This window comes from Bacillota bacterium, from assembly GCA_012837285.1.
Taxonomy (GTDB): Bacteria; Bacillota; DTU030; order DUMP01; family DUMP01; genus DUNI01.
In genome coordinates, this window is the sequence record DURJ01000059.1 from 1 (window position 1) to 21,414 (window position 21,414).

Annotated in this window: 11 protein-coding genes; 9 read left to right on the forward strand and 2 right to left on the reverse strand. The window is 53.1% G+C overall.

Going from position 1 to position 21,414, the window contains the following annotated elements:
• Positions 1-1,092 precede the first annotated feature (1,092 nt).
• Together GX016_03470 and GX016_03475 are read left to right on the forward strand one after the other, a co-directional pair.
• The gene (locus GX016_03470; protein ID HHT70625.1) at positions 1,093-6,960 is read left to right on the forward strand and encodes an ATP-binding protein; all 5,868 of its coding nucleotides are present in this window, start codon (positions 1,093-1,095) and stop codon (positions 6,958-6,960) included.
• Positions 6,957-8,246, forward strand: coding sequence for a hypothetical protein (locus tag GX016_03475; GenBank protein HHT70626.1), 1,290 nt, complete (start codon positions 6,957-6,959; stop codon positions 8,244-8,246). Before GX016_03470 ends, GX016_03475 begins: the two co-directional genes overlap by 4 nt.
• A 99-nt stretch (positions 8,247-8,345) precedes the next feature.
• Here GX016_03475 and GX016_03480 read toward each other — a convergent pair whose 3' ends face one another.
• Both GX016_03480 and GX016_03485 read right to left on the reverse strand, forming a co-directional pair.
• Positions 8,346-9,836, reverse strand: a complete 1,491-nt coding sequence (locus GX016_03480) for a LysM peptidoglycan-binding domain-containing protein (GenBank protein HHT70627.1) — start codon at positions 9,834-9,836, stop codon at positions 8,346-8,348.
• Positions 9,837-10,056: 220 nt separating this feature from the next.
• Positions 10,057-12,318: a PBP1A family penicillin-binding protein gene (locus GX016_03485; GenBank protein HHT70628.1), complete on the reverse strand. Its 2,262-nt coding sequence runs from the start codon at positions 12,316-12,318 to the stop codon at positions 10,057-10,059.
• Positions 12,319-12,462: 144 nt separating this feature from the next.
• On the opposite strand from GX016_03485, the gene GX016_03490 reads away from it, so the two are divergent.
• From GX016_03490 to GX016_03520, 7 genes are all read left to right on the forward strand, one after another.
• Complete coding sequence (locus GX016_03490) at positions 12,463-13,860, forward strand: MFS transporter (protein HHT70629.1); 1,398 nt, start codon at positions 12,463-12,465, stop codon at positions 13,858-13,860.
• Positions 13,861-13,943: 83 nt separating this feature from the next.
• On the forward strand, positions 13,944-14,837 hold the full coding sequence (locus GX016_03495; GenBank protein HHT70630.1) for a DMT family transporter: 894 nt from the start codon (positions 13,944-13,946) through the stop codon (positions 14,835-14,837).
• A gap of 442 nt (positions 14,838-15,279) precedes the next feature.
• A complete protein-coding gene (locus GX016_03500; GenBank protein ID HHT70631.1) occupies positions 15,280-16,851 on the forward strand; it encodes a Na+/H+ antiporter NhaC family protein in 1,572 nt (523 codons plus the stop codon).
• 305 nt (positions 16,852-17,156) lie between these two features.
• Positions 17,157-17,597: a DNA-directed RNA polymerase subunit delta gene (gene rpoE, locus GX016_03505; protein HHT70632.1), complete on the forward strand. Its 441-nt coding sequence runs from the start codon at positions 17,157-17,159 to the stop codon at positions 17,595-17,597.
• Positions 17,598-17,609: 12 nt separating this feature from the next.
• Positions 17,610-18,248: an MBL fold metallo-hydrolase gene (locus GX016_03510; protein ID HHT70633.1), complete on the forward strand. Its 639-nt coding sequence runs from the start codon at positions 17,610-17,612 to the stop codon at positions 18,246-18,248.
• A gap of 154 nt (positions 18,249-18,402) precedes the next feature.
• A complete protein-coding gene (locus tag GX016_03515) occupies positions 18,403-20,001 on the forward strand; it encodes a CTP synthase (GenBank protein ID HHT70634.1) in 1,599 nt (532 codons plus the stop codon).
• A gap of 210 nt (positions 20,002-20,211) precedes the next feature.
• On the forward strand, positions 20,212-21,414 hold a 1,203-nt coding region (locus tag GX016_03520; protein ID HHT70635.1), incomplete at its 3' end, for a sigma 54-interacting transcriptional regulator.

Here is a 21,414-nt window from a genome sequence, read left to right on the forward strand (position 1 = left end):
AATAGGAAACAAATAACGCCTACCCCCAAGGGCTAATTCCCCAGGGGCAGGCGTTTCTGCTACACATGCCGGGCTTGCCAAAACCGTCACAGAAGGTAATAATAAGAGCAAAAGAGTTAGAAAAGGGGGTGTTTTATCATTGTTTCTTATTAAGCTCCTTATTTCTTCAATGTTGATCGTATTCACATCCCTATGAGAACTTCCTCAAACAATGGTCCCTCTTGCAACTATTATACCATTCCTTAAGGGGTATAACAGTATTGACAGCCTTAAAAACATGGACCATCAATAAAGGTTTTCGGATTACCGTAAAAAGGTTCATTATTTGTTCCCGGGAGGAAAAGAAAAGAAGGCGCTGGAAGTCTGCCCACCCCGCGCCTTCTTACATCTTCCAGGTGACTGTCACCTGTTAAAACTTCTTACTCTTCTACTGTGTCAAGGCATTCATATTAGAATAAGGAAGCAAAGGAAGGAAATGGTCATAGTTTGAAGAATATTAATTAAGAATGACAAGGTCAACAGTTTTTAATTATCCATATCTTCATGGCTATGAAGCTTACAAAGCAGAGCAAAAGTTGTCCTAGTGATCGAACTAAACAATCTGGCTGCAAATATTTGGACAAGAGCGGGACATAAGGTATTTGGTTAATTTTTTGGAGTACTAACTTGCAAAAGGAAAGTGGGGGGATGGTGGTTGGTAGTTGGTAGTTGGTAGTAATTCCGCGTTTCTGTTCAGACGAATTCAACATGCAATGTCATTTCTTGATACGTTTCCCAAGCATATCACCGCCTCAGCAACCATTGCCAATCCGGAACTACATCTAGAGAAATTACTCGGGCGTAGTTTTAGAATAGTAGATAATACTTTTGAAACGTCGCCTAAAATTCCTATGCTTTGTAGACAGCAGAAAACAGACAGAATATCTTACTTCTATAACATCTAATAGATTCAATCGTGGGCATACCTGGTGAAAGCAGATACGGATTATATAATCTTGAGCTAGGAGAACTTCAAGAGATAGAATGATCAAATAGTATCATAGTCATGGCTTGGCAAGAACCTCTGACAGGTAAAGGAGGGGGGTATTTGTTGTGTCTGTCCGCAATTTTGACGAGTTTGTTGAGTGGTACACAAAGCAGATGAGTCTAGAGGATATCGTTCTGGTGCTGTATAGGGTGATGCCTCAACTAGGTCGTGACTTAAGTCAATTAAAACGTGAGACTTTACGGCAACGGCTACTGAAGGTTTGGTTGGCGGAAGAATCTAGAGCAAAGACATCCGATGCGCTTTTGAGTGTTCAACCTGAAGAAATCAAGTCTCTAGGTGTGATTGCAGCCGACAGTCTTCGACCGATGGCCAAAAAATTGATTGAAGAATATGGCTTGGCACCGGTTGCCCTGTCGTTGGTTGTTTGCGGCGATAAGGAACGGATTAGCATCGGATTTGATTTCATAAATGTTGCTGAAGTTGAAGATGCCAAGGCACACCTTAATGATGTAAGTGGCATCAAGAGAATCAAGAGAAAATCTCCAGCCGTTGTTCCTGATGTGAGTGTTCCAGTTCGGGATAAAAAGACCAGAAGGCCAAAACCGGTAGCGGCTAAAAAGCATAACAAAAGTAAGGCTGATATTGAACCCATATCCATACTGCAAATGGTAGCAAGCTGTATCAAAGAAGGTTCAGCATCGATCAATATAGAAGAATTTGAACTTGTTCTTGAAGAAGTTATAGATGCTTGGGCGAACTACAAAGAGACTGCTGATGCCGCGGAGCGGTTTATCCAAGATGTAGTTGAGTTACTTTCCGAGCTTAGCCCGGAGCAACGTTCGGAAATCGCATTTGTCCAGGAGATCCCTTTGGAGGCCGAAAGCTATCGCCATATTCAGCAGAAACACCATCAATCGGTAAAAGAGAGTCTACAAATGCTGCGCCCGTTAGCACAACAGGCGCTGGAACTACGTTCTGTCCAAGCATCTTCAGCTGCAGAACAGAAGGAGGCTTGGAGCAAGACTGACATCTTATGGGATAAGATAAAGGACTATACTAACATAATCCTATCGTGCTTGGAGACAGATGCCGATATGAGTGACCCTGAAAAGCCACTTCCAGACCTGGCAGAAGACCATTTATTAAGAATAACGCCGCTCGAAGAACCTAAAGAAGATATCCCACCAGTCGATGAAATTGGTGGACAAGATGAACTCCAATCCGATAAATCCGATGCTCTACCACCAACAGGGCCCGAAGTGGTGGAAACGATCAAACCTGACGAGGAAATTACAACCGACCCGAGTCCGTCGGTCAAAAAAGAAGTTTCCCCGACAGTAATTTCTGCGAAGACAGACCCGGCGCCCCCAACCCATGTGGTCCAAATGAAGCAGGCTGTTTGGAAGTGCTTGGGACGGGCCCAAGTTGCAGAGGCATATTGGTTAGCCCGGGAGGTAGAAGATACTACTGCGGAAGAAGATACTAACCCTGTTTTCCCTTCCTGGTTACTGCTAGCTAGTTTCCTGAGCCAGAACGCAACCTGGAAGAGCTCAGAAGAGATTGACCTGCTTTATAATATTGTAAGTTGCCACCCCCAACCATGTTCGGAACTATTGCTCCATTTGAATATTTCATCTCGTTCCTTAGCCCATTATATAGCGATTACAGCGCTGCCAGCTGCCCTGCTGGCCCCACAAACCGGCGCTCACTCTTGGCTCCAAGACGCGGTCGGTCATTTGGCAGATCCATCCGACAGGTTCGTACAGCTTTTGAATGCTGTGATTGAATTTGCTGCCGTGGGGGAGTCTTTGGATTCTTATCATGCCCAAATATCCAACGGAGCCCTTGAATGGGGAAACCTGGCAACTGCAGCTGCCCAGAATGCCATTGACTGGGAAAAAGAGGTGACAGGTAGTCGCCCTGGCTATACCCCAGCACGGAAAGTATTAGGTAGACTAGGGGGCAAGGATAGCAGGATAGCAAGTGCCCTAGAGATTGTGAAGGACAACAAAAACGATGAGGCTGACATTGTCCAGACAACCCTAACGAACTGGCTTTCCAGCCGACGTGCCATGAACAAGCTGGTGGAAGAAGAAACCAGAATTGCCTATGATAATCGCGCCTATGTTCCAACTATTGACGGTAAGCCTTTGGAACAAATTATTCACAAGTTACAAGATCTACAGACCATTTTCGAGAATTGGGTTGCGGCAGTGAACATTGGTAATACTTTAGAGCAAAAGGGAGACTGGCGTTATCTTACTGCCATGAAGCTGCGTGAGCAACTGGCTTCATACGAGAAATTTATCCAAGAACAGTCTTCGTCGTATACTGCTGAACCGATAACAACCGAGATGGGATCGGAGTTGATTGAGAGTATACTAAGACAGGTAACAAGATGGTGGCTAAACAATTTCTTGAAAGGCATCAATGCAAGAATACCCGAATCGGAAGGGTCTTCAAACAAAGGGGACTGGATCCGTGTACTACGTCGGCCATTACTACTTTTGGATGACCCGCCCTTAGACGATGATGGGATGCACAACTTGGAACAGCCTTTCCAACCCGACGAGCCCCTATGGAAGATACTGCCGGGCGAATACCGTTGGGAAAAGACTTGCAGCTGCCATATTCAAAACCGCAACTTTCTAGCTGCCGACCTTGTCTTGATAGAACTAACACAGGCCAATTCTCCAGCTGTACAGCAGATTTCTGAAGAAAAAGAACACAGGCTTACCGAAGCACGCTACTTACTAAAGGAACGTATTACCGATACTTATAATCGCATTGAACAGGCTACCATTGACCATGTTTTATCGGAAGCAGACCGCTCATTTTTTAGTGGTCGGTTATTATCAATTGAGGACAGCTCAACGCTAAAGACATACAAGTTGTTTGATGAGCTGGATCAAATCGTACAGGAGTTAGATGAACTAAGGCAGGAACGACTAGCCTCTTTAGGGGAACGGATTGATACTTTAAAGGATGATCTTAGGGTAGAAAGCAGTGATATCAAGAATTACGAGGCTGCTGATCGGTATGCGAAACTTGCAGGACAAGCTTTGGACAGCGGCGACCTGCCATTAGCCGATGAGTATCTTGACTACGCTGAGCGGGCGGTAGCATTGGGTATTGATGTGGGGTTTGAGGGATACCCGGCCACAATCAGCACAGTCAAGGAATTCAGCCACGTGTTCAATAATCTATACAACGCTCTCGAAGATGCCGAAAAGAACAACCCCTACGCCGTTCTCAACCTACTTGATCGGGGCGAATCTGCAGCCGGATTAGATATGCGCCGGACCACTGGCGCTAGACGACGAGATATCCGGCCGGCCATAGAGGCCTGGAATAACCTTAAGCGGTTGGGTAGGGGCCGCAAGAATCAGCAGAAAACACTTAAAGAACTAACCTGTGTTCTTGATTATGTTGGTTTTCGAAACCCTGAAGTCAAACTTATTGCTCAGGATAGAAATTCCATGCACTTCTCTGCCACCATGGTTGCTGGCACATTATCTCCGTTACCGGAGTTTGGCTCGGATAGGAACAACCATTATGATGTGGTACTTATCTACAGTCGCCCCAGTGCTGCCACCATTGACCAAACCCTGCAGCAGTATTCGGTTATTGCTAACTGTCCCATTGTTATGTACCTGGGACGGATTACCCCAACACAGCACCGAGAATGGAGCGTATACTGTCAATCTCATAACTTGACGGCGATGCTTGTAGATGAAGTGCTTCTTTATTATCTAGCATCGCAAAGAGAGTCTCGTTTACCGGCAGCTATCAGTTGTGGAGTTGCTTGGGGATACGCCATTCCGTACCGCTCCTTCGGTATAATCCCCAGGGAGATTTTTAAGGGGCGGCAGCAAATGGTTCAAGAACTGGCCGATCCCCGTGGTACCTGTATTGTTTACGGTGGTCGACAGCTAGGCAAGTCGGTGCTGCTACGCATGGTTGAACGTGATTTTCATCGCCCGGAGCAAGGGGTCTATGTGTACTATGATGACATCAAACCATTAGGTGATCCCCAAGGGTTTCTAACGCCAGAATCAATTTGGCAGCGATTACGTGAGTGGCTAATAAGACAGGCTTTGTTGCCCAGCAGTACTTCTTCTGATTGTGAGAATTTAGCCCAAAGCATAATCAACACTCTAAAATCTAATGACAAGTTGCGAATCATTGTTCTCTTGGATGAGGCAGACAACTTCATGGCCGCAGATGCCAAGGTCAATTTTCAGGAAGTCCAGCTTTTAAAGCGAATCATGGATCGGACAGACCGGCGCTTCAAGGTAGTCTTCTGTGGCCTACACAGTGTTCAACGCTATTGTTCACTAGCAAACCACCCATTTGCCCAGCTTGGCCAACCCTCGGTGGTAGGGCCGTTAGAGCCGCGGGCGGCTCGGGACTTAATTCAACACCCTATGAGCTCCCTTGGCTTCGTTTTCGATAAGAAAGAGCACAATGAGGCAGTTTTAAAAATACTTTGCTATACAAACTATCACCCTGCTTTGATCCAGTTATTCTGTCAAGAACTGATTAAGATGGTTCGCAACTCCCAGTACGAACCGCCTTATGAGATCACGCCGCAAGATGTGGAAGCAGTGTATAGACGCGAAGACGTGCGGCACGTTATGCGGGAACGATTCGAGTGGACCGTGGCTCTCGACGCGCGCTACCAGGCGATAGTCTATGCCATGATCGTAGAGCAAACAAAAGAGCGCGATGGCTACAGGCGGGAGTTTACTACTACCGAGATTCATAACTTAGTTAAGAGCTGGTGGCAGGAGGGTTTTGGAGAGGCACCCCTGGAACAGAGCCAATCTCTCCTGGAAGAGCTGGTAGATCTAGGTGTACTGGTAAAAAGGCAAGGTGGCACCTACCGGCTGAGAAACGGTAACGTTGTCCGGGCACTCGGTTCAGAACAAGAAATAGATCGGCTCCTGGTGGAAGTTGTAACAGGCCCAGCCCCGATGGAGTTTGATGTACAGCATTTCCGTTCCCTTATTGACGAACAACGTGGTATTAGAAGCCCCTTTACCACAAAACAGGCCGGGGATCTGATGAAAGCAGGCCGTGGCATAGGATTGATTTTTGGCAGCCCTGCTTTGGGTTTAAACCATGTGCCACGCACGTTAAAGTTAATGTTCGATTCTGGAGCAAGTAAGAACACCAGCATATTGCAGAAAATGCCACCCCAGTGTTCTTCTTCGGAACAAGTCTGCAATTACCTACGCCGCTTAGCCCAAAAGAAAGGTCGAGAACGTACAATAGTGTACTGCCATGCAACAAGTCTGGCTCTTAGTTCTGTTGATTTGCCACAAGTTATGCAGGATGCGGAGATCGTGTTGAATAAATACTGTCGCCGTAATCGTTCTGTGCGCTGGTTAATTCTTTTTGACCCTGAGTCCACCGAACGGTGGGTCCAATTGCCAAAACCTAAACGGGAAAAAGCAGAAACACTGGCCGATGCTATCTTCCTAGATTTGTGGAAAGAAGAAATGGTGGGTAGGTTCCTCAGCGACTCAGATTTAGTTGGCAGTCCACAAGTGATTTCGGCTGTAATGGAAGCTACCGGCGGTTGGCCTTTCTTACTGGAACGGTTTTGGAAACTTCTTCAACACAGTAAGCAGCTAGGGGATTCCAATCCTGCATCTGCAGCCTTAAGGCTGAAGGAAATGCTGGCTAAAGACATTCAAGAGACACGTACCAAGTTTGTCGATGCAACAGCAATCAAGCAGATAATACATGGTAGAATACTGTTTAAGTTGGTACATGACCTGGAACCAGTAAAATGGAATGAAATTCCCCATTTAATTCAAGCCAGCGGGAATAAGAATCTGCTGCAGTTGCCAATTGAAGAAACAATAAGTTCAATATGCGCTTTACAGCGTCTCAGTCTATTAAAAGAAGGAGTACAAGGCCTCGTAGCAAATCCGGTATTGGCAGAGGCGGTGGCGCTGGATTGAGAAACGAAATATTAGCCAGAGCCTATGACTTGCCGGAGCCCAGGCGACGCCGGCTTGAGATTGTTCGCGATCTTGTCGCTGGGCGAAGCATAGTATGGTTATTCCCCCGGACGGTAGCGCAGGAACCATTTGTAGAGTCAATTATCAATGATTGTGCACGGCAGGGCCTGCACGGCCATGTGTTAAGGGTTGTACCGGATAGAACCTTGCCCGGCTCCTGCATTGCCAAACAATACCGCATTAATACTACGCCAGGGCAGCCAGTTCCGGCCGGGCAGTTGATTGTTAGTCAAGAGTTGCCGGATTTTATCCTTCTCGAAGGGCTGGATTTTCTAGACGATGACCAGGCAAGACTCTGGGTTCGATTTATTGACGAGTGGTCACAAGCCGCGAAGGCTAGTGAGACATTGGGATATTACCCCAGAGCCTTACTTATTTTGACATCCAACCATGAACTAGTGCAGCTTATCAAAACAGACGTCTACCTAGGGGTTCATTGGTTGTGGGGCTATCTATCAACACAAGAGTTGCAATTAATCGCACGGGCTATTGCCTTGGAACGAGGTTTCAGTTATGAAAGCCTTTTGTGGGTTCAGTCAGTGCTGGTGGAACTGGCTGGTTGCGATCCGGAGTTGCTAATATGGTTAATAGATAATGGCAACGTGACCCTGGATAATTATCTGAATGTACTTGGTACTTTTGCTGAGCAGAGAGGATGGTCACATGAGTGGCTACAAGATACTAAGACAGAAATTGGCGCACTTCCCACCAGGCTGGATTTGCAGCGCCCTGACCCTCCCTTCAACTTGCGCCCGATGTGGCAACAGGGCATCATTGAGTGGGATGTGGATGAAGGTGTTGTTATGCATTCGGCTGCCTTAGCCTTGTTACAGGATGAATTAGCGCTGGAGCACCGGATCTGGCGTGGGCAAGCTAAAGCACTACTTCCTATCCTGGATGGACGTAGGCTCCAAATTTGCCGTTTTCTCGATCGCAGTTCCCATGATTGGCGCAAGTTTTGTAATTATGCAAATGAAAATGGGTGGGAACGAAGTCTTTCTCCGCATTCTGGTGAGCCAATTGCCGAATACGGAACCATCGTTGATTTCCTTAAGGATGCTAAGATTAATGCGCCACGGAGGTGGCGGGATCGGCGCAGTTTTGGGGAACGCGTAAACTGCTTGCGCCTGGCACGCAATTCTTTGGCTCACTATACGCCGCTGCAAAAAGAGCAGTTTACAACCGTTGTTGGCCAACTAACTCAAATATGTAAACTGGTTGGATAAGTCGAGTGCGGCTATTCACCAATTAATAAAGGGATAGGCCAGGCAGGCTTATCCCTTAAGTAGTGTGTTTGGCGGAATCTTCCAGGTGACTGTCACCTGTTAAAACTTGTCAGCGATCACTTTCCAAATGCCGGGGTCTTCGAAGCCCAGGCGCCAGATGGCGATTCCTCCCAGGTTGTACTGGGCGGCCAGGTCCAATTTAGCCGCGGTGCTGGAGGGGTTTTCGAACCAGACTTCGCGGGCGTAGTTGCCGGGCCAGTAGGTGAAGTATGGGCACTGAGCGGCATCATCCCACTGGATGGCGGCTCCGTACCGCTGGGCGATGGACACGGCCTCGCTGCTGGTGACGGCTCGTCCGCCGTAGCCACCGGCCGGCCAATCATAGCCGTAGGCGGCGATGCCCAGGCGGATTTTCTCGGCCGGGATTTCTTTAGTGGCATACTCCACCACCTGTTTTACCCAGCCTATGGACGCCACCGGACCGGCTGAACCGCCGCTCCAATGCTCGTCGTAGGTCATGATCATGATGGCGTCGGCTATCTTACCCAACGCCTGGTAGTCGAAGGCGCCGGACCAGGCGTTGTTGGGGTCGTCCCAGGTTTTGGCCGGCACCGACAGCGTTACCTGATAGCCGTCTTTTTGCAGTACAGCGGCCAATTCCCGGACAAAGGCGGTGTACAAGTCGCGGTTGTAAGTGGGCACGTCTTCAAAGTCGACATTAACACCGGCATAGCCATTATCCCGCACTGTCCGGGCAATGTTGACCACAGCAGTCTGCCGCAGGGACGGGTTAGACAACACGGCCTGGACCAGATTCCGATCGAAGCCGCCGCCGGCACTGATATTGTGGACCAGAGCCAGTACCGGTTTGCCGGCAGCTTTCGCTTCTTTAAGCAGGCCCTGATAGGCTTGTCCGCTCACGGAGCCGTCCCAGTTGATCTCATAAGAAAAAGCAGCTACAGTAGAGATAGTATCTTGGTAGGCCTTAAACGAATTCCACGACAGATCGTCGCCGCTGTAGTACTCCACATAGTAGCCCACCACATCGAAAGCTTGTCCGCCGGGAGTTGGCTTCGGCGTCGGTGCCGGTACCGGATCCACCGGCGGAGCCGACGGGAAGGAGCGCGGAATTGCCAGCGCCTGCCCGGGATAAATAAGATCCGGGCGGGGGAGGGCATTGGCTCCAACAATTTCTTCCATACCCATGCCATAGCGCCGGGCGATAAGATACAGAGTATCCCCGGGCTGGACTATGTACCGTACGAACGACGCCCCGGACCGGTTTGTAGCCGCAGGCTGGGACGGATCCGCCAAGGCCTGATCCAACGCCCGCCAGGTGGCCGGGCCCACAATACCGTCCACTGCCAGTTGCTGGCGGGCCTGAAACTGCTGCACCGCCTCCGCAGTCCGATAACCAAAATCACCGTCCACCGGCCCAGGACTAAATCCCAACCGAGCCAAAATTGCCTGCAACTCGGCCACATCGTCTCCCAGATCGCCCAAGGCTATTGTTCTTCGGGCTGCTTGGGCCGGGAGTGCAGCGGCCACCAGCAAAAACAGAACTAAGAACACAGTACCAATTCGTCGCACAGTTTCTCCTCCTCAGTTGTTGCCTTGTCTTTTGTCTCTAAGAAGGCACACTTTTCCCCAAGCAGGCCCATTATATCTTGGCCGGGCCGCAGCTGTCACTTCGCTGCAGGGACGCAGGTCTGTCCAGAGAAAAAAATAAAGCGCCGGTAGACGGCGCTTTGGTATTTAACGCAGTATCTGACAGCACTGGTAACAGGAGGAAAAAAGCAAAAGTTGTCGGTTAGGGTTCGGCCCCGGCTGCTGCCGGTGGTGTTTCCACTGGCTCTGGAGCTGAAACGGACGGCGTATTACTGGCTGGTCCGGCTTGGGCCTGAGCCGGGGTGGGAGGGGAGCCGGAAGACTCCTCCGGAGTTGGAGCCGGAGCCGGACGAGAAGGCTGAGGCGATGTTTCCGGTGCCGGGACCTCGGAGCCCGGCCTTTCCGGCAGCTCGGTGGGCCCAGCCTGCCCCGGGCTTGGCTGTTGATGGGCCTCCGGCGGCAGCATATCGCCCTGGTTGGAATTCCCAAAGGGCCAGCTTAGCTGCCAACTGCTCCAAGGCGTGTGCACAGTGCACGGCTGCCAGGGCTGGGTTCCCTGCACAAAGATTTCCTTATATACACTCTCGGGCGGACACCAACGCGTGGCCAAGAGCCCCGACTCACTGCATACATCTAGCTCCACAATCCCCTTGGGCCGGGCAAATTCCCGCGCCGGTTTGCCGGCCAGGGCTTCCTTGATAAAGTTGGCAAAAATAGGCGCAGCCAGACCGCCGCCGGTACCGTACACATCCTGGGCCGGGACATCGTTGCCCACATAAACAGCCGCCACCAACTCCGGCGTATAGCCTACAAACCAGGCATTTCCCTGGCTGGTGCCGGTTTTTCCCGCTGCTGGCCGATCCAGCGTCCGCCCCACCACACTGGCGGTGCCGCCAGGCTGGGTTACCCCCTGCAAAATACTAGTCAATACGTAGATGGTTCTGCTATCAGCCACTGCCTGCATCTGCGGCTTGTGTTCTTCCATTAGCCGGCCAAACCGATCTTCCACCCGGCGAATTGCCCAGGGCTCAACTCTTTTCCCCCCATTGGCAAACGGAGCAAAAGCAGCCGCCATATCCAGCGGGGTTACCTCGTTGGTCCCCAGTACCGACGACAAATGAGGCGTCAGCCGCCCGGAAAGGCCCAAATCATGAGCCACCGCCACACCCTTGGCCGGACCCAGTTCATAATTCAACCGAGCGGAAACCACATTGTCCGAGATCACCAGGGCTTCCCGCAGCGTCAGCGGGCGATAGTGGTAGTCCTCATCCCCATAATCAGTGGGGGTCCACGGCATTTGCCCCGGCACCGGCAGCGAGATGGGCTCACAGACAATAGTACTGGCAGCGGTATAGCCGTTTTCCAGCGCTGCCAAGTACACAAACGGCTTAAAAGCCGACCCGGGCTGCCGCGGGGCCAAGGCGCGATTGAGCGGGGATTCAGTAAAATCCCGCCCGCCGATCATGGCCAGTATGGTCCCTTGTTCCGGATCCAGCGCCACCAGGGCTCCCTGCGGCTGGGTCACCCCCTTATTGTCCTTAAATGACACCGGCAGCCCCTGCAAAAAAGCCTGCTCGGCCGCTTCCTGCACCTTAAGATCCATAGTAGTATAAATCTTCAGTCCACCCTTGTGCAGCAGATCCCGGCTGTAGCGCTGTTCCAGTTCACGAAAAACATAGTCCACAAAATAGGGAGCGCGGCCAGGGCCGCGCTTTAGTCCGGCGAGCCGAAGCGGTTCTTTGGCAGCTTGCTCCGCCTCCTCAGCACTAATGTATCCGCGGAGCGCCATGGCCTGGAGCACTGTTTCCCGCCGGGCCAGCGCCGCCGACGGGTCGATATAAGGCGAATAGAGGCCCGGGCTCCGGGGCAATCCGGCCAGCAAGGCAGCTTCAGCCAAGGTAAGATCGCGGGCATACTTACCGAAATAAGTCTGGGCCGCCACTTCGATCCCGTAGGCCCCATGGCCAAAATCAATCGTATTTAAATACGAGCGTAAAATCTGCTCTTTCGAATAGCGCGCCTCCAACTTAAAAGTCAAAATCAGTTCCTTCAGCTTACGTTGTAGCGTCCGTTCCGGCGTCAGATACAGATTCTTGGCTAACTGCTGGGTGATAGTGCTGCCGCCTTCCACCACCTCTTTGGCCTGGATATTTCGTATCAAGGCCCGGGCTACAGCCACCGGATCCAAGCCAAAATGCTCAAAGAACCGGTAATCCTCCACGGCCACAATGGCATTTTGCGCCGCCACCGCTATCTCCGACAGCGGCACCTCCACCCGGTTTTGAGTATAGAATTTGGCGATGGGCCGCCCCTGCACATCGAACAGTTGGCTGGCCAGCGGCACTGCCGCTGCCGGAAGCGGTGTTACCAGCACATATATGCCTACAGCCAGGATCAAAAGCAGCGTAAGTCCCAGCCCAATTTCCGGTACTAAGATCCAGCTTCGCTTGGCTCGTTTACCCACACTTCATATCCTTTCCAGTCGGCTTTTTCATAGTATTTCCTCCCCTGGGAAGGTTATGCAGCAGGAAGCGCGGCCCTAAGGTCGAATAAAAGATAAGAAAGAGCGCTGTTGGCTTTTTATGCCAGTAAAAAGGAGCAATTTTACGTGACTTTATCCCAATATGATATAGCCCAGCAGACTGAGCGCCTCCTGCGCCGCCGCTGGCTGGTCTGGGCGGTATTGGCCTTTTGTTTTGCCATTGTCTTTTTTCATCGGGTATCGTTGGCCGTGGTATCCGACCAACTCATGGCCGAATTCAATCTCGGGGCGGCGGCCCTGGGCAATCTGGGTGCCGTCTATTTTTACGTCTATACCGCCATGCAGATTCCCAGCGGTATCTTAGCCGATACCACCGGGCCGCGGCTGACGGTAACCGCGGGGATGCTGCTGGCCGCCATGGGCGCGGCTGTATTCGCCCTGGCTCAAAGCTTAGCCGTAGCTACTGCCGGCCGTTTTCTTACCGGACTGGGCGTGTCGGTGGTTTTTGTGTCGGTCCAAAAAGCCCAGACCTTTTGGTTCCGGCCGCAGGAGTTTGCCACCATCACCGGCTTCACTTCCACCGTGGGCAACACCGGGGCCATCTTGGCTGCCACCCCGTTAGCTTTCCTGGTGGCCGCTATCGGCTGGCGCAACTCTTTCTTGGTGGTGGCCGTGTTGGGATTAATTGGCGGCCTAGCCTGCTGGTTGCTGGTTCGAGATCAGCCTCAAAACCTGGGGTTACCGTCCATAGCTGAGCTGGAAGCCTATGAAGCCGGAGCCAAACCGCCGGTGAACCAGCCAGCCACAGCGGTTCCTTTCCGGCAGGCGCTGTCTCAGGTGCTTCACAACCGCTATTTCATCCCGCTGTTTGTTGCTGCTTTGGGCTTTAACGGAGCGCTCCAAAGCCTCACCTCCATGTGGGGCATACCCTACCTGATGCAAGTTTACGGTTTAGGCCGAACCCAAGCCTCCACCTACTCTTTACTAGCCGGCCTGGGCACCGTCATTTCCGGGCCGCTATCCGGCCTGATTTCCGATCGACTCCAGCGCCGCAAACCGGTCCTGCTTACCTTTTGCGCCCTACCGCTCATTGCTTGGAGCATCTTGGTCCTGTGGCCGGGGAAAATTTCCTTGCCCTTGTTAAAACCGGTCTTTTTCCTGGCCGGTTTGGGGACCGGCGGCTACCTGACCGTGATGGTGCTCACCAAAGAGCTGAACCCACCGGCCATTGCTGGCCTGGCCACCGGCACCGTCAACACCGGCGCCTTCTTAGGCGCTGCCATCCTCCAGCCGTTGGTGGGCTTTGTCCTGGATGCCACCTGGGATGGCACCGTGGCGGCCGGCGTGCCGTTATATTCGCTCACCGGGTTTCGCCGCGGATTTAGCATCTGTCTGCTAACAGTGGCTGTAGCTTACCTTACTGCTTTGCGCCTCCCGGAGACCGGTGCCCGCCACTTGTTAACTGACGACGATTTGCTGCGGGAGCACCCGGCGATCGGGGGCCGGTACGAGTCCACCGACTAGAATCCTAACGGCCCAAAGTCAGTATGATTAGTTAACACCTGACCCCTGACCGAAATTGGCCCCGAGGGAAAGGAGGGTGGCTGATGTCGGTGAAAATAATACTGGCGCTGCTCTTTTCTATTACTGTCTGGGGCGGATCCTTTCCCGTGGCCAAGCTGGCCCTGGAGGAACTGACACCTCTTAACCTGGCTGCCCTTCGCTTCACTGTGGCCTCGCTGCTTTTCATTCCAGTGGTACTGCTAGTCCAGCGGCGGCAAGATGAGCCCGCTATTCCTTGGCCTTCGCGGCCCGATCTGTTGCGGCTGAACGGTTTGGCTTGGCTGGGGGTCACCATCCATTTCCTCTTGCAATACAGCGCCGTGGCCCGTACCACCGCCTCTAACGCCGGCCTCATCATAGCTATTTCGCCCCTGTTTGTGGTCCTTATCTCCAACTTCTGGCTCAAAGAACCGCTTACCTGGCGCCAACTGGTGGGCATCTTGGTGGCCAGCTTCGGGGTGGCGGTGGTGATCAGCCGAGGCACGTTTCAGTTCAGCTTTGGCAGCCAAACCCTGCAAGGGGATCTGATTATGGTGGTGGACGCCTTCTTTTGGGCCCTGTTTTCCATCTGCGGCCGAGAAATGATGCGGCGGCTGTCACCTCTTATTACCACCTTTTACGTTACCGTCTTGGGCACCGTCTGGTTTTATCCCTGGGCCCTGCCGGCCGGCCTCTGGACCCAAGTCACTTCCCTGTCGGCTACCGGCTGGTTGGCAGTTCTCTTTTTGGGCGTATTTTGTTCCGTGGGCGGCTACTACTGTTGGTACTGGGCCCTATCCCAGGTAGAAGCCAGCAAAGTGGCTCCGTTTCAGTATCTACAGCCCATGGTATCGTTGGCTCTATCAGCCCTTCTTTTGGGAGAGCGGATTTCCCCGCTGGTTTTTGTCGGCGGTGCCGTACCGATAATCCTGGGCCTGAATTTTCTCTCTAAACCTTGACGACAGTCCCGAAGCATGATACAATTCATCCAAAGTTAATATATTACCTCATCCCAGAAATGGCTGTAGTGTTTCCCGGGATGGGGTAGAGGTTGCGGGAGATCATGAGTACCGGCAGGGAGCAGGGCAGCTATGAATTGCCGGGAAAGGGGTCACACCGCCGAAGTCGGTCGCCGGCTGCTGGCGACACGGCTGGGGCTGCAGTGAATAACTGCAGAACTGTCACCTGGGGATTGACCGGATCACCGGGTGGAGAGCTATCCCATTAAGGGGAGAGGAGGGGGATGAGGGTGTTTTTATGTCCACCCCAAGATCCAAAACGCCGAAAACGGACAGGCTCATGACTTACCGAACACTAAGATACCGAGGTCCGAAAGCAGACTAAGGTCCGAAAGGGGACCAAGGTCTGGAAACAGACAAAAGTCCGAAAGGGGCGTTTCTAATGGATTTACAGACTGTAGGGTGGCTTTCTATTGTCCCGCCCTTCGTAGCCATCACCTTGGCTATTGTCACTAAGGAAGTATTGATTTCGTTGGCTCTGGGTATCTTTTGCGGGGCCCTGATTCTAACCGGCGGCAATCCGGCTACCGCTTTTACCAAATCAGTGGAAATCCTGATCGAGTCCATCGGCGATGCTGAATGGAACGTGCGCGTTATTCTCTTTGTAATGCTGCTGGGTGGCATTGTGGGCCTGTTGGCTCGTTCCGGCAGTCCTATTTCCTTTAGCCAGTGGGCAGTGAAAAAAGTAAAGAGCCGACCCCGTGCTCTGTTTACCACTTGGGTGCTGGGCGTTATTATCTTTATGGACGACTATTTCAACTGCCTAACCGTGGGCACCATCATGCGGCCCATTACCGACCGCTATCGCGTATCGCGAGCCAAGCTATCGTTTATTATTGATTCCACGGCTGCTCCGGTGTGTATTTTGATACCGTTGTCCACTTGGGTGGCCTACGTTATGTCGCTTCTAGTTCATGAATTCGGCCAGTACGGCATCACCTTAAATCCCTTCCAGGCGTTTATGTCTACCATTCCTTACAACCTTTATCCCTGGCTTATTCTAGGGATGGTGCTGGTCACTTCCTTTGCCGATTTAGAATACGGCCCCATGGCCCATCATGAGCGCCTGGCTCTGGAAAAAGGCATCTTATATGACGAGTCCATGGGCTCTCCTCCGGGCGACGACTTTGCCCAAATGGAAGTGGCGGAAAACAGCCAGCCCATCGACCTGATCCTGCCTATTGTTACCCTGGTGGTGGGCACCATCATAGCCATGCTGATTACCGGCGGCTACGGCGAAGTCGGTTTCTGGGAAGCCATTATGAATACCGACTCAGCCACGGCGTTAGTTTACGGAGCCACCGTCACCATTATTTTCATGGTGATCTTTTACCACTTCCGCCGGGTAGTACCCGTCTCGGAGTCTATGAACGCTGTAACCCAAGGGTTTAAGTCCATGGTGATGGCGGTGTCGGTGCTGTCGCTAGCTTGGAGCATCGGAGCCATCTGTTCGGAGCTGGGCACCGGTGTCTGGGTGGCCGGCGTTGTATCCAAGGGCCTTCCGGCCATGTTCATACCGGCAGCCCTATTCCTCGCCTCGGCTCTAATTGGCTTTTCCACCGGCACTTCCTGGGGCACCTTTGCCATCATGATCCCCATTGCCGTGCCGTTGGCCCAGGCCGTTGACATCGCTTACCTGATTCCGTCCGTGGCCGCCGTGTTGTCCGGTGGCACCTTCGGCGATCATTGCTCACCCATTTCCGATACCACCATCATGTCTTCCACCGGCGGCGCCTGCCACCACGTGGATCACGTGAATACCCAACTGCCATATGCTGTCACGGCCGCCGCACTGGCCACAGTCGGTTTTATCACCACTTCCTTCCTGCCCAGCGGCTGGCTGGTACTGGCGCTCTCCTTGGCCCTGTTCTTTGTCGTTACCAAGTTCCTGCACGCCTTCTGGAACGACGGAGTACCGGAAGCACAAATGGCCCAGGAGCAAAGCGGCAGCTAAACCAAGTCAATATTGATCTTTTTCTCGGGCGGCCCTCTGTGGCCGCCCTGACTTATTACTGCATCGCGTTGCAAGGACAGGGCTTCGTCCCTGCCGCCAGCCGGACCACCGAACCATCGTACTATCCTTCAAGTAACCGGGCAGCCACAGAGGGCCGCCTGTTTTAAATGCTTAGGTTACGTTGCCTATCCGCCCCACTATTTCTTCTTGACCTGGCAGGGAAAATGTGCTAAAAGGAGAATAACACCAGGTGGTTGACCAACCTGCTGTCTGACACATACTAGGGTGCGGAGGTGGGTACAAACGTGACCCAGGACAAGAACAAGCTGGCCCAGCTTACCCTAGCTGAGTGCCACCTACTGCTGAAATCGACCCGTAAACCCATGCACTTTCGGGACTTGTTAAACTCCGGCTGGAACAAAGTACAGCCTGGCACCGAACTTAGCGGCACTGTTTTAGCTAACCTCTACACCAACCTCAACTTAGATGCCCGCTTTGTGCCGCTGGGAAAAGGTCAATGGGGTTTGGCCGAATGGCAGCCGCGTTCGACGCGGTCCAGTATTCCAGCCACTTCACTTCTAGGAAAAACCTACCAGGACGACCGGCCCTCTAAATCGGCCCGGCCCGTAGGTACCGGCCTGGAGGAAGGAGACGAGGATTCAATTCCGGTGGAAGAACCGTTCTTTCCCCTGGAAGAGGACGAGGACGAACCGTGGGACGAAGAGGAAGGAGAAGACCACGAATAGGGGGGACAGTCTGTGAAGATCAGGTGGTACGGACATGCCTGTTTCTTAATTACCACCATAAGCGGTTTGCGGATCCTAACCGATCCTTTTGACGAAACAGTAGGGTACAACCTGCCTGGTATCAGTCCGGACATAGTCACTGTAAGCCACGATCATTTCGACCATAACGCTGTGGATCTCTTATCCGGCGACTTCGATCTAATCCGCACTCCCGGCCCGCATCAAGTCCGAGGTCTTACTATCCAGGGCTTGGCCACCTATCACGACGACGTTCACGGCACCAAACGCGGCGACAATATCGTTTACACCATCGAGGCCGACGGACTGCGAGTAACCCACCTGGGGGATCTCGGTCATACCCTGAGCGCCAGCCAGATCATGGCCCTGCGGCCTATCAACGTGCTCCTGGTTCCGGTGGGAGGCTTTTATACCATCAATGCCCTGGAGGCCAAAGAAGTAGTCCAGGCCATCAACCCCGATGTAATTATCCCCATGCATTATAAAACCCCGGTGATCAGTTTTCCCATCGCTGCCGTGGACGATTTTCTTACCGTTATGGGTGGGGGCAAGCGCCTACAGGCCACCACAGTACAGATCAGTGCCACCCATCTGCCGCCCCATGGCAGTATCATTGTCCTAGATCATGTCTAGCCAATGTCCTATAGCCAAGGCTTGACAGCCATGGTAGGCTTTAAGTAGAATGGGGAAGTGGTAGACTACCTGTAAGAAGTCATGCGCTTTCTAGTGCTTGCGTCAGCGCTTTTTTTTTGGACCGGCGCAAGAGTACTCAAAGGAGGACAGCAGGGTGGCAAAGTTTGTTTTTGTAACTGGCGGCGTTGTTTCTTCTCTGGGCAAAGGTATCACCGCCGCCTCTCTTGGACGGCTGCTCAAGAGCCGAGGGGTCAAAGTATCTATGCTTAAATTCGATCCCTACATTAATATGGATCCCGGCACCATGAGCCCTTACCAACACGGCGAGGTCTTTGTCTTGGACGACGGGGCCGAATGTGACCTGGACCTTGGTCACTACGAACGCTTCCTCGACCAAAGCCTTACTCGCCTCAGCAACGTCACAACCGGTCAGATTTACGGCACCGTGATCGACAAAGAGCGGCGCGGCGATTTTCTCGGCGGAACTGTGCAGGTTATCCCTCACATCACCAACGAGATCAAAGATCGCCTTCACTTGCTCGCTGCCGAGAGCGGTGCCGATGTCATTATTTGCGAAATCGGCGGCACCGTGGGCGACATCGAGAGCCTGCCCTTTCTGGAAGCGATCCGGCAGTTAAAGAGCGACGTGGGTCGCCACGATGTCCTTTATATTCACGTTACCCTGGTACCCTACATCAAAGCCGCCGGCGAGCTCAAGACCAAACCTACCCAGCACAGTGTCAAGGAGCTCCGGAGCATCGGTATTCAGCCGGACATTATCGTCTGTCGCACCGAGCGACCATTGTCCGACAGTGTTCGGTCAAAAATAGCTCTGTTTTGCGATACCGAAAAGCGCGCCGTCATTCAAAACACCGACGTGGCCTGCCTGTACGAGGTACCACTGGCCATGGCTGCCGAAGGGCTGGACGATATTGTGGTGGAGCGGCTGCAGCTTCAGTGCAATGGACGGGAACTGCAGTCTTGGCAAGAACTGGTACACCGGGCTACCAATCCGCCTCGGCGGGTTACCGTGGCTTTGGTGGGGAAATACGTGGCCCTGCACGATGCCTATCTGTCGGTGGTGGAGGCCCTCAATCACGCCAGCATCGCCAACAACGTCGGCGTGGACATCCGCTGGCTCAGTGCCGAGGATTTGGAGACCGAAGAGCCGGACAAGCTGTTAGCCGGTGTCCATGGCATTGTGGTCCCCGGCGGCTTCGGCAACCGCGGCACCACCGGTAAAATGCACGCTATCCGCTATGCTCGCGAGAGGGACATTCCCTACCTGGGGCTGTGCCTGGGAATGCAGTTGGCAGCGGTGGAATTTACCCGCCAGGTGCTGGGATTAGAACAGGCCCACAGCACCGAACTCGATCCCGATACACCTGATCCCATTGTGCACCAGTACCAAGGGCCGGAACCGGCTCCCACTCAGGGAGACACCATGCGCCGGGGTAAGCACCTTTGCCAACTGGTACCGGGCACTAAGACCTACGCCGCTTACGGGCAACCTAAAATCGAAGAGCGCTATCGCCACCGCTTCCAACTGAACAACAACTACCGCCAGCTCCTGGAAGAGGCCGGGTTTAAAGTGGCCGGCACATCCGCCGACGGCCGCCTGGTAGAAATCATCGAGCTTGAGGGCCATCCCTGGTTCGTAGGCACCCAGTTTCATCCCGAACTAAAATCCCGACCCAACCGGCCCCATCCATTGTTCCGCGACTTCATCGCCGCCACCCTAAACCAGCTATAAACAAAGGGCAGGACTTCGCGCCTGCCCTTCAAACGTGTTACATATGCCTGTGCACCGTACCATCTGGTACGGGCCGGTCTCTCCATACCGAAAACGGTTGCGGGCCCATCCTCACGCTCCGCGGCGCCCGCCCGTTTAAACTAATTTGTTTTCTCACTCCTGCGAAACTCTGATATAATAAACATAACCCAACCAGCAGGAGGCGAGGGCATGCTAGAGCTAGCCACCATCGAAGATACCGTCCAACACGTAGCCGAAGCCATCGCGTCGGTGTTAGAACTGGACGTAAGCATCATCGACCGCCGCTATGTGCGCCTGGGCGCCACCGGCCTCTACGCCGGGGCCCGTTTTTCTTCCGCTGCCCGCGACTCCCTGTTCGACGAAATCATGCAAACCGGGGAGCCCGGCTACATCGAAGACTCCCGCGACAGCGAGCTCTGCCGGCGCTGCGCAGGCCGCCATAGCTGCCAGGAGCTGGCTACTTTAGGCCAACCCATCTTCTGCCAAGGCCAAGTGGTGGGGGTTATCGGTGTGGTGGCTTTTAGCGCCGACCAGCGCCGCCGGCTCAAAGACCGGTCAGAGCACTTACACAACTTCCTCAGCCGCATGGCCGGCCTGTTAGAAAGCAAGCTAATGCTTACCCAAGCACTACAAGAAGAAGAACGGCGCAACCGGGAAGTGCGCGAGAACCATATTTCCTCCAGTTCCCACAGCCCCATCACCTTTGCCGACATCATTGGGCAATCCACCGCCCTGGTCCGGGCCAAAGGCTTAGCCGAAAAAGTGGCGGCCTCACCGTCCACAGTCCTTATCCGGGGAGAAAGCGGTACCGGCAAAGAAATGTTTGCCCGGGCCATTCACAGCGCCGGCCCCCGGGCCGAAACCCCCTTTGTGGCCGTGAACTGTGCTTCCATCCCCGAAAGCCTGTTAGAGAGCGAACTGTTCGGCTACGACCCCGGCGCCTTCACCGGTGCCCGGCGCGGCGGTAAAATAGGTAAATTCGAACTGGCCCAAGAGGGCAGCCTCTTTCTGGACGAGATCGGAGACTTACCCCTGCACCTACAGCCCAAGCTGCTGCGGGTACTGCAGGAGCGCTGTATCGAGCGCGTAGGCGGGACCAAATCCATTCCCATCGACGTGCGCATTATCGCCGCCACCCATCACAATTTAGAAGAGCTGATCGAAAATGGCTCTTTTCGCAGCGATCTCTATTACCGCCTCAATGTCATTCCCCTTGCCATACCGCCCTTGCGCCAGCGCGAAGGCGACCTGTTGTTCCTAAGCCACTTTTTTATCGATAAATATTCCAACCTTCTGCGCCGCCGTACCAGGGAGCTTAGCGCCGAAGCACTTGAGCTGCTTCGGCGACATCACTGGCCCGGCAACGTACGTGAACTGGAAAACGCCATCGAA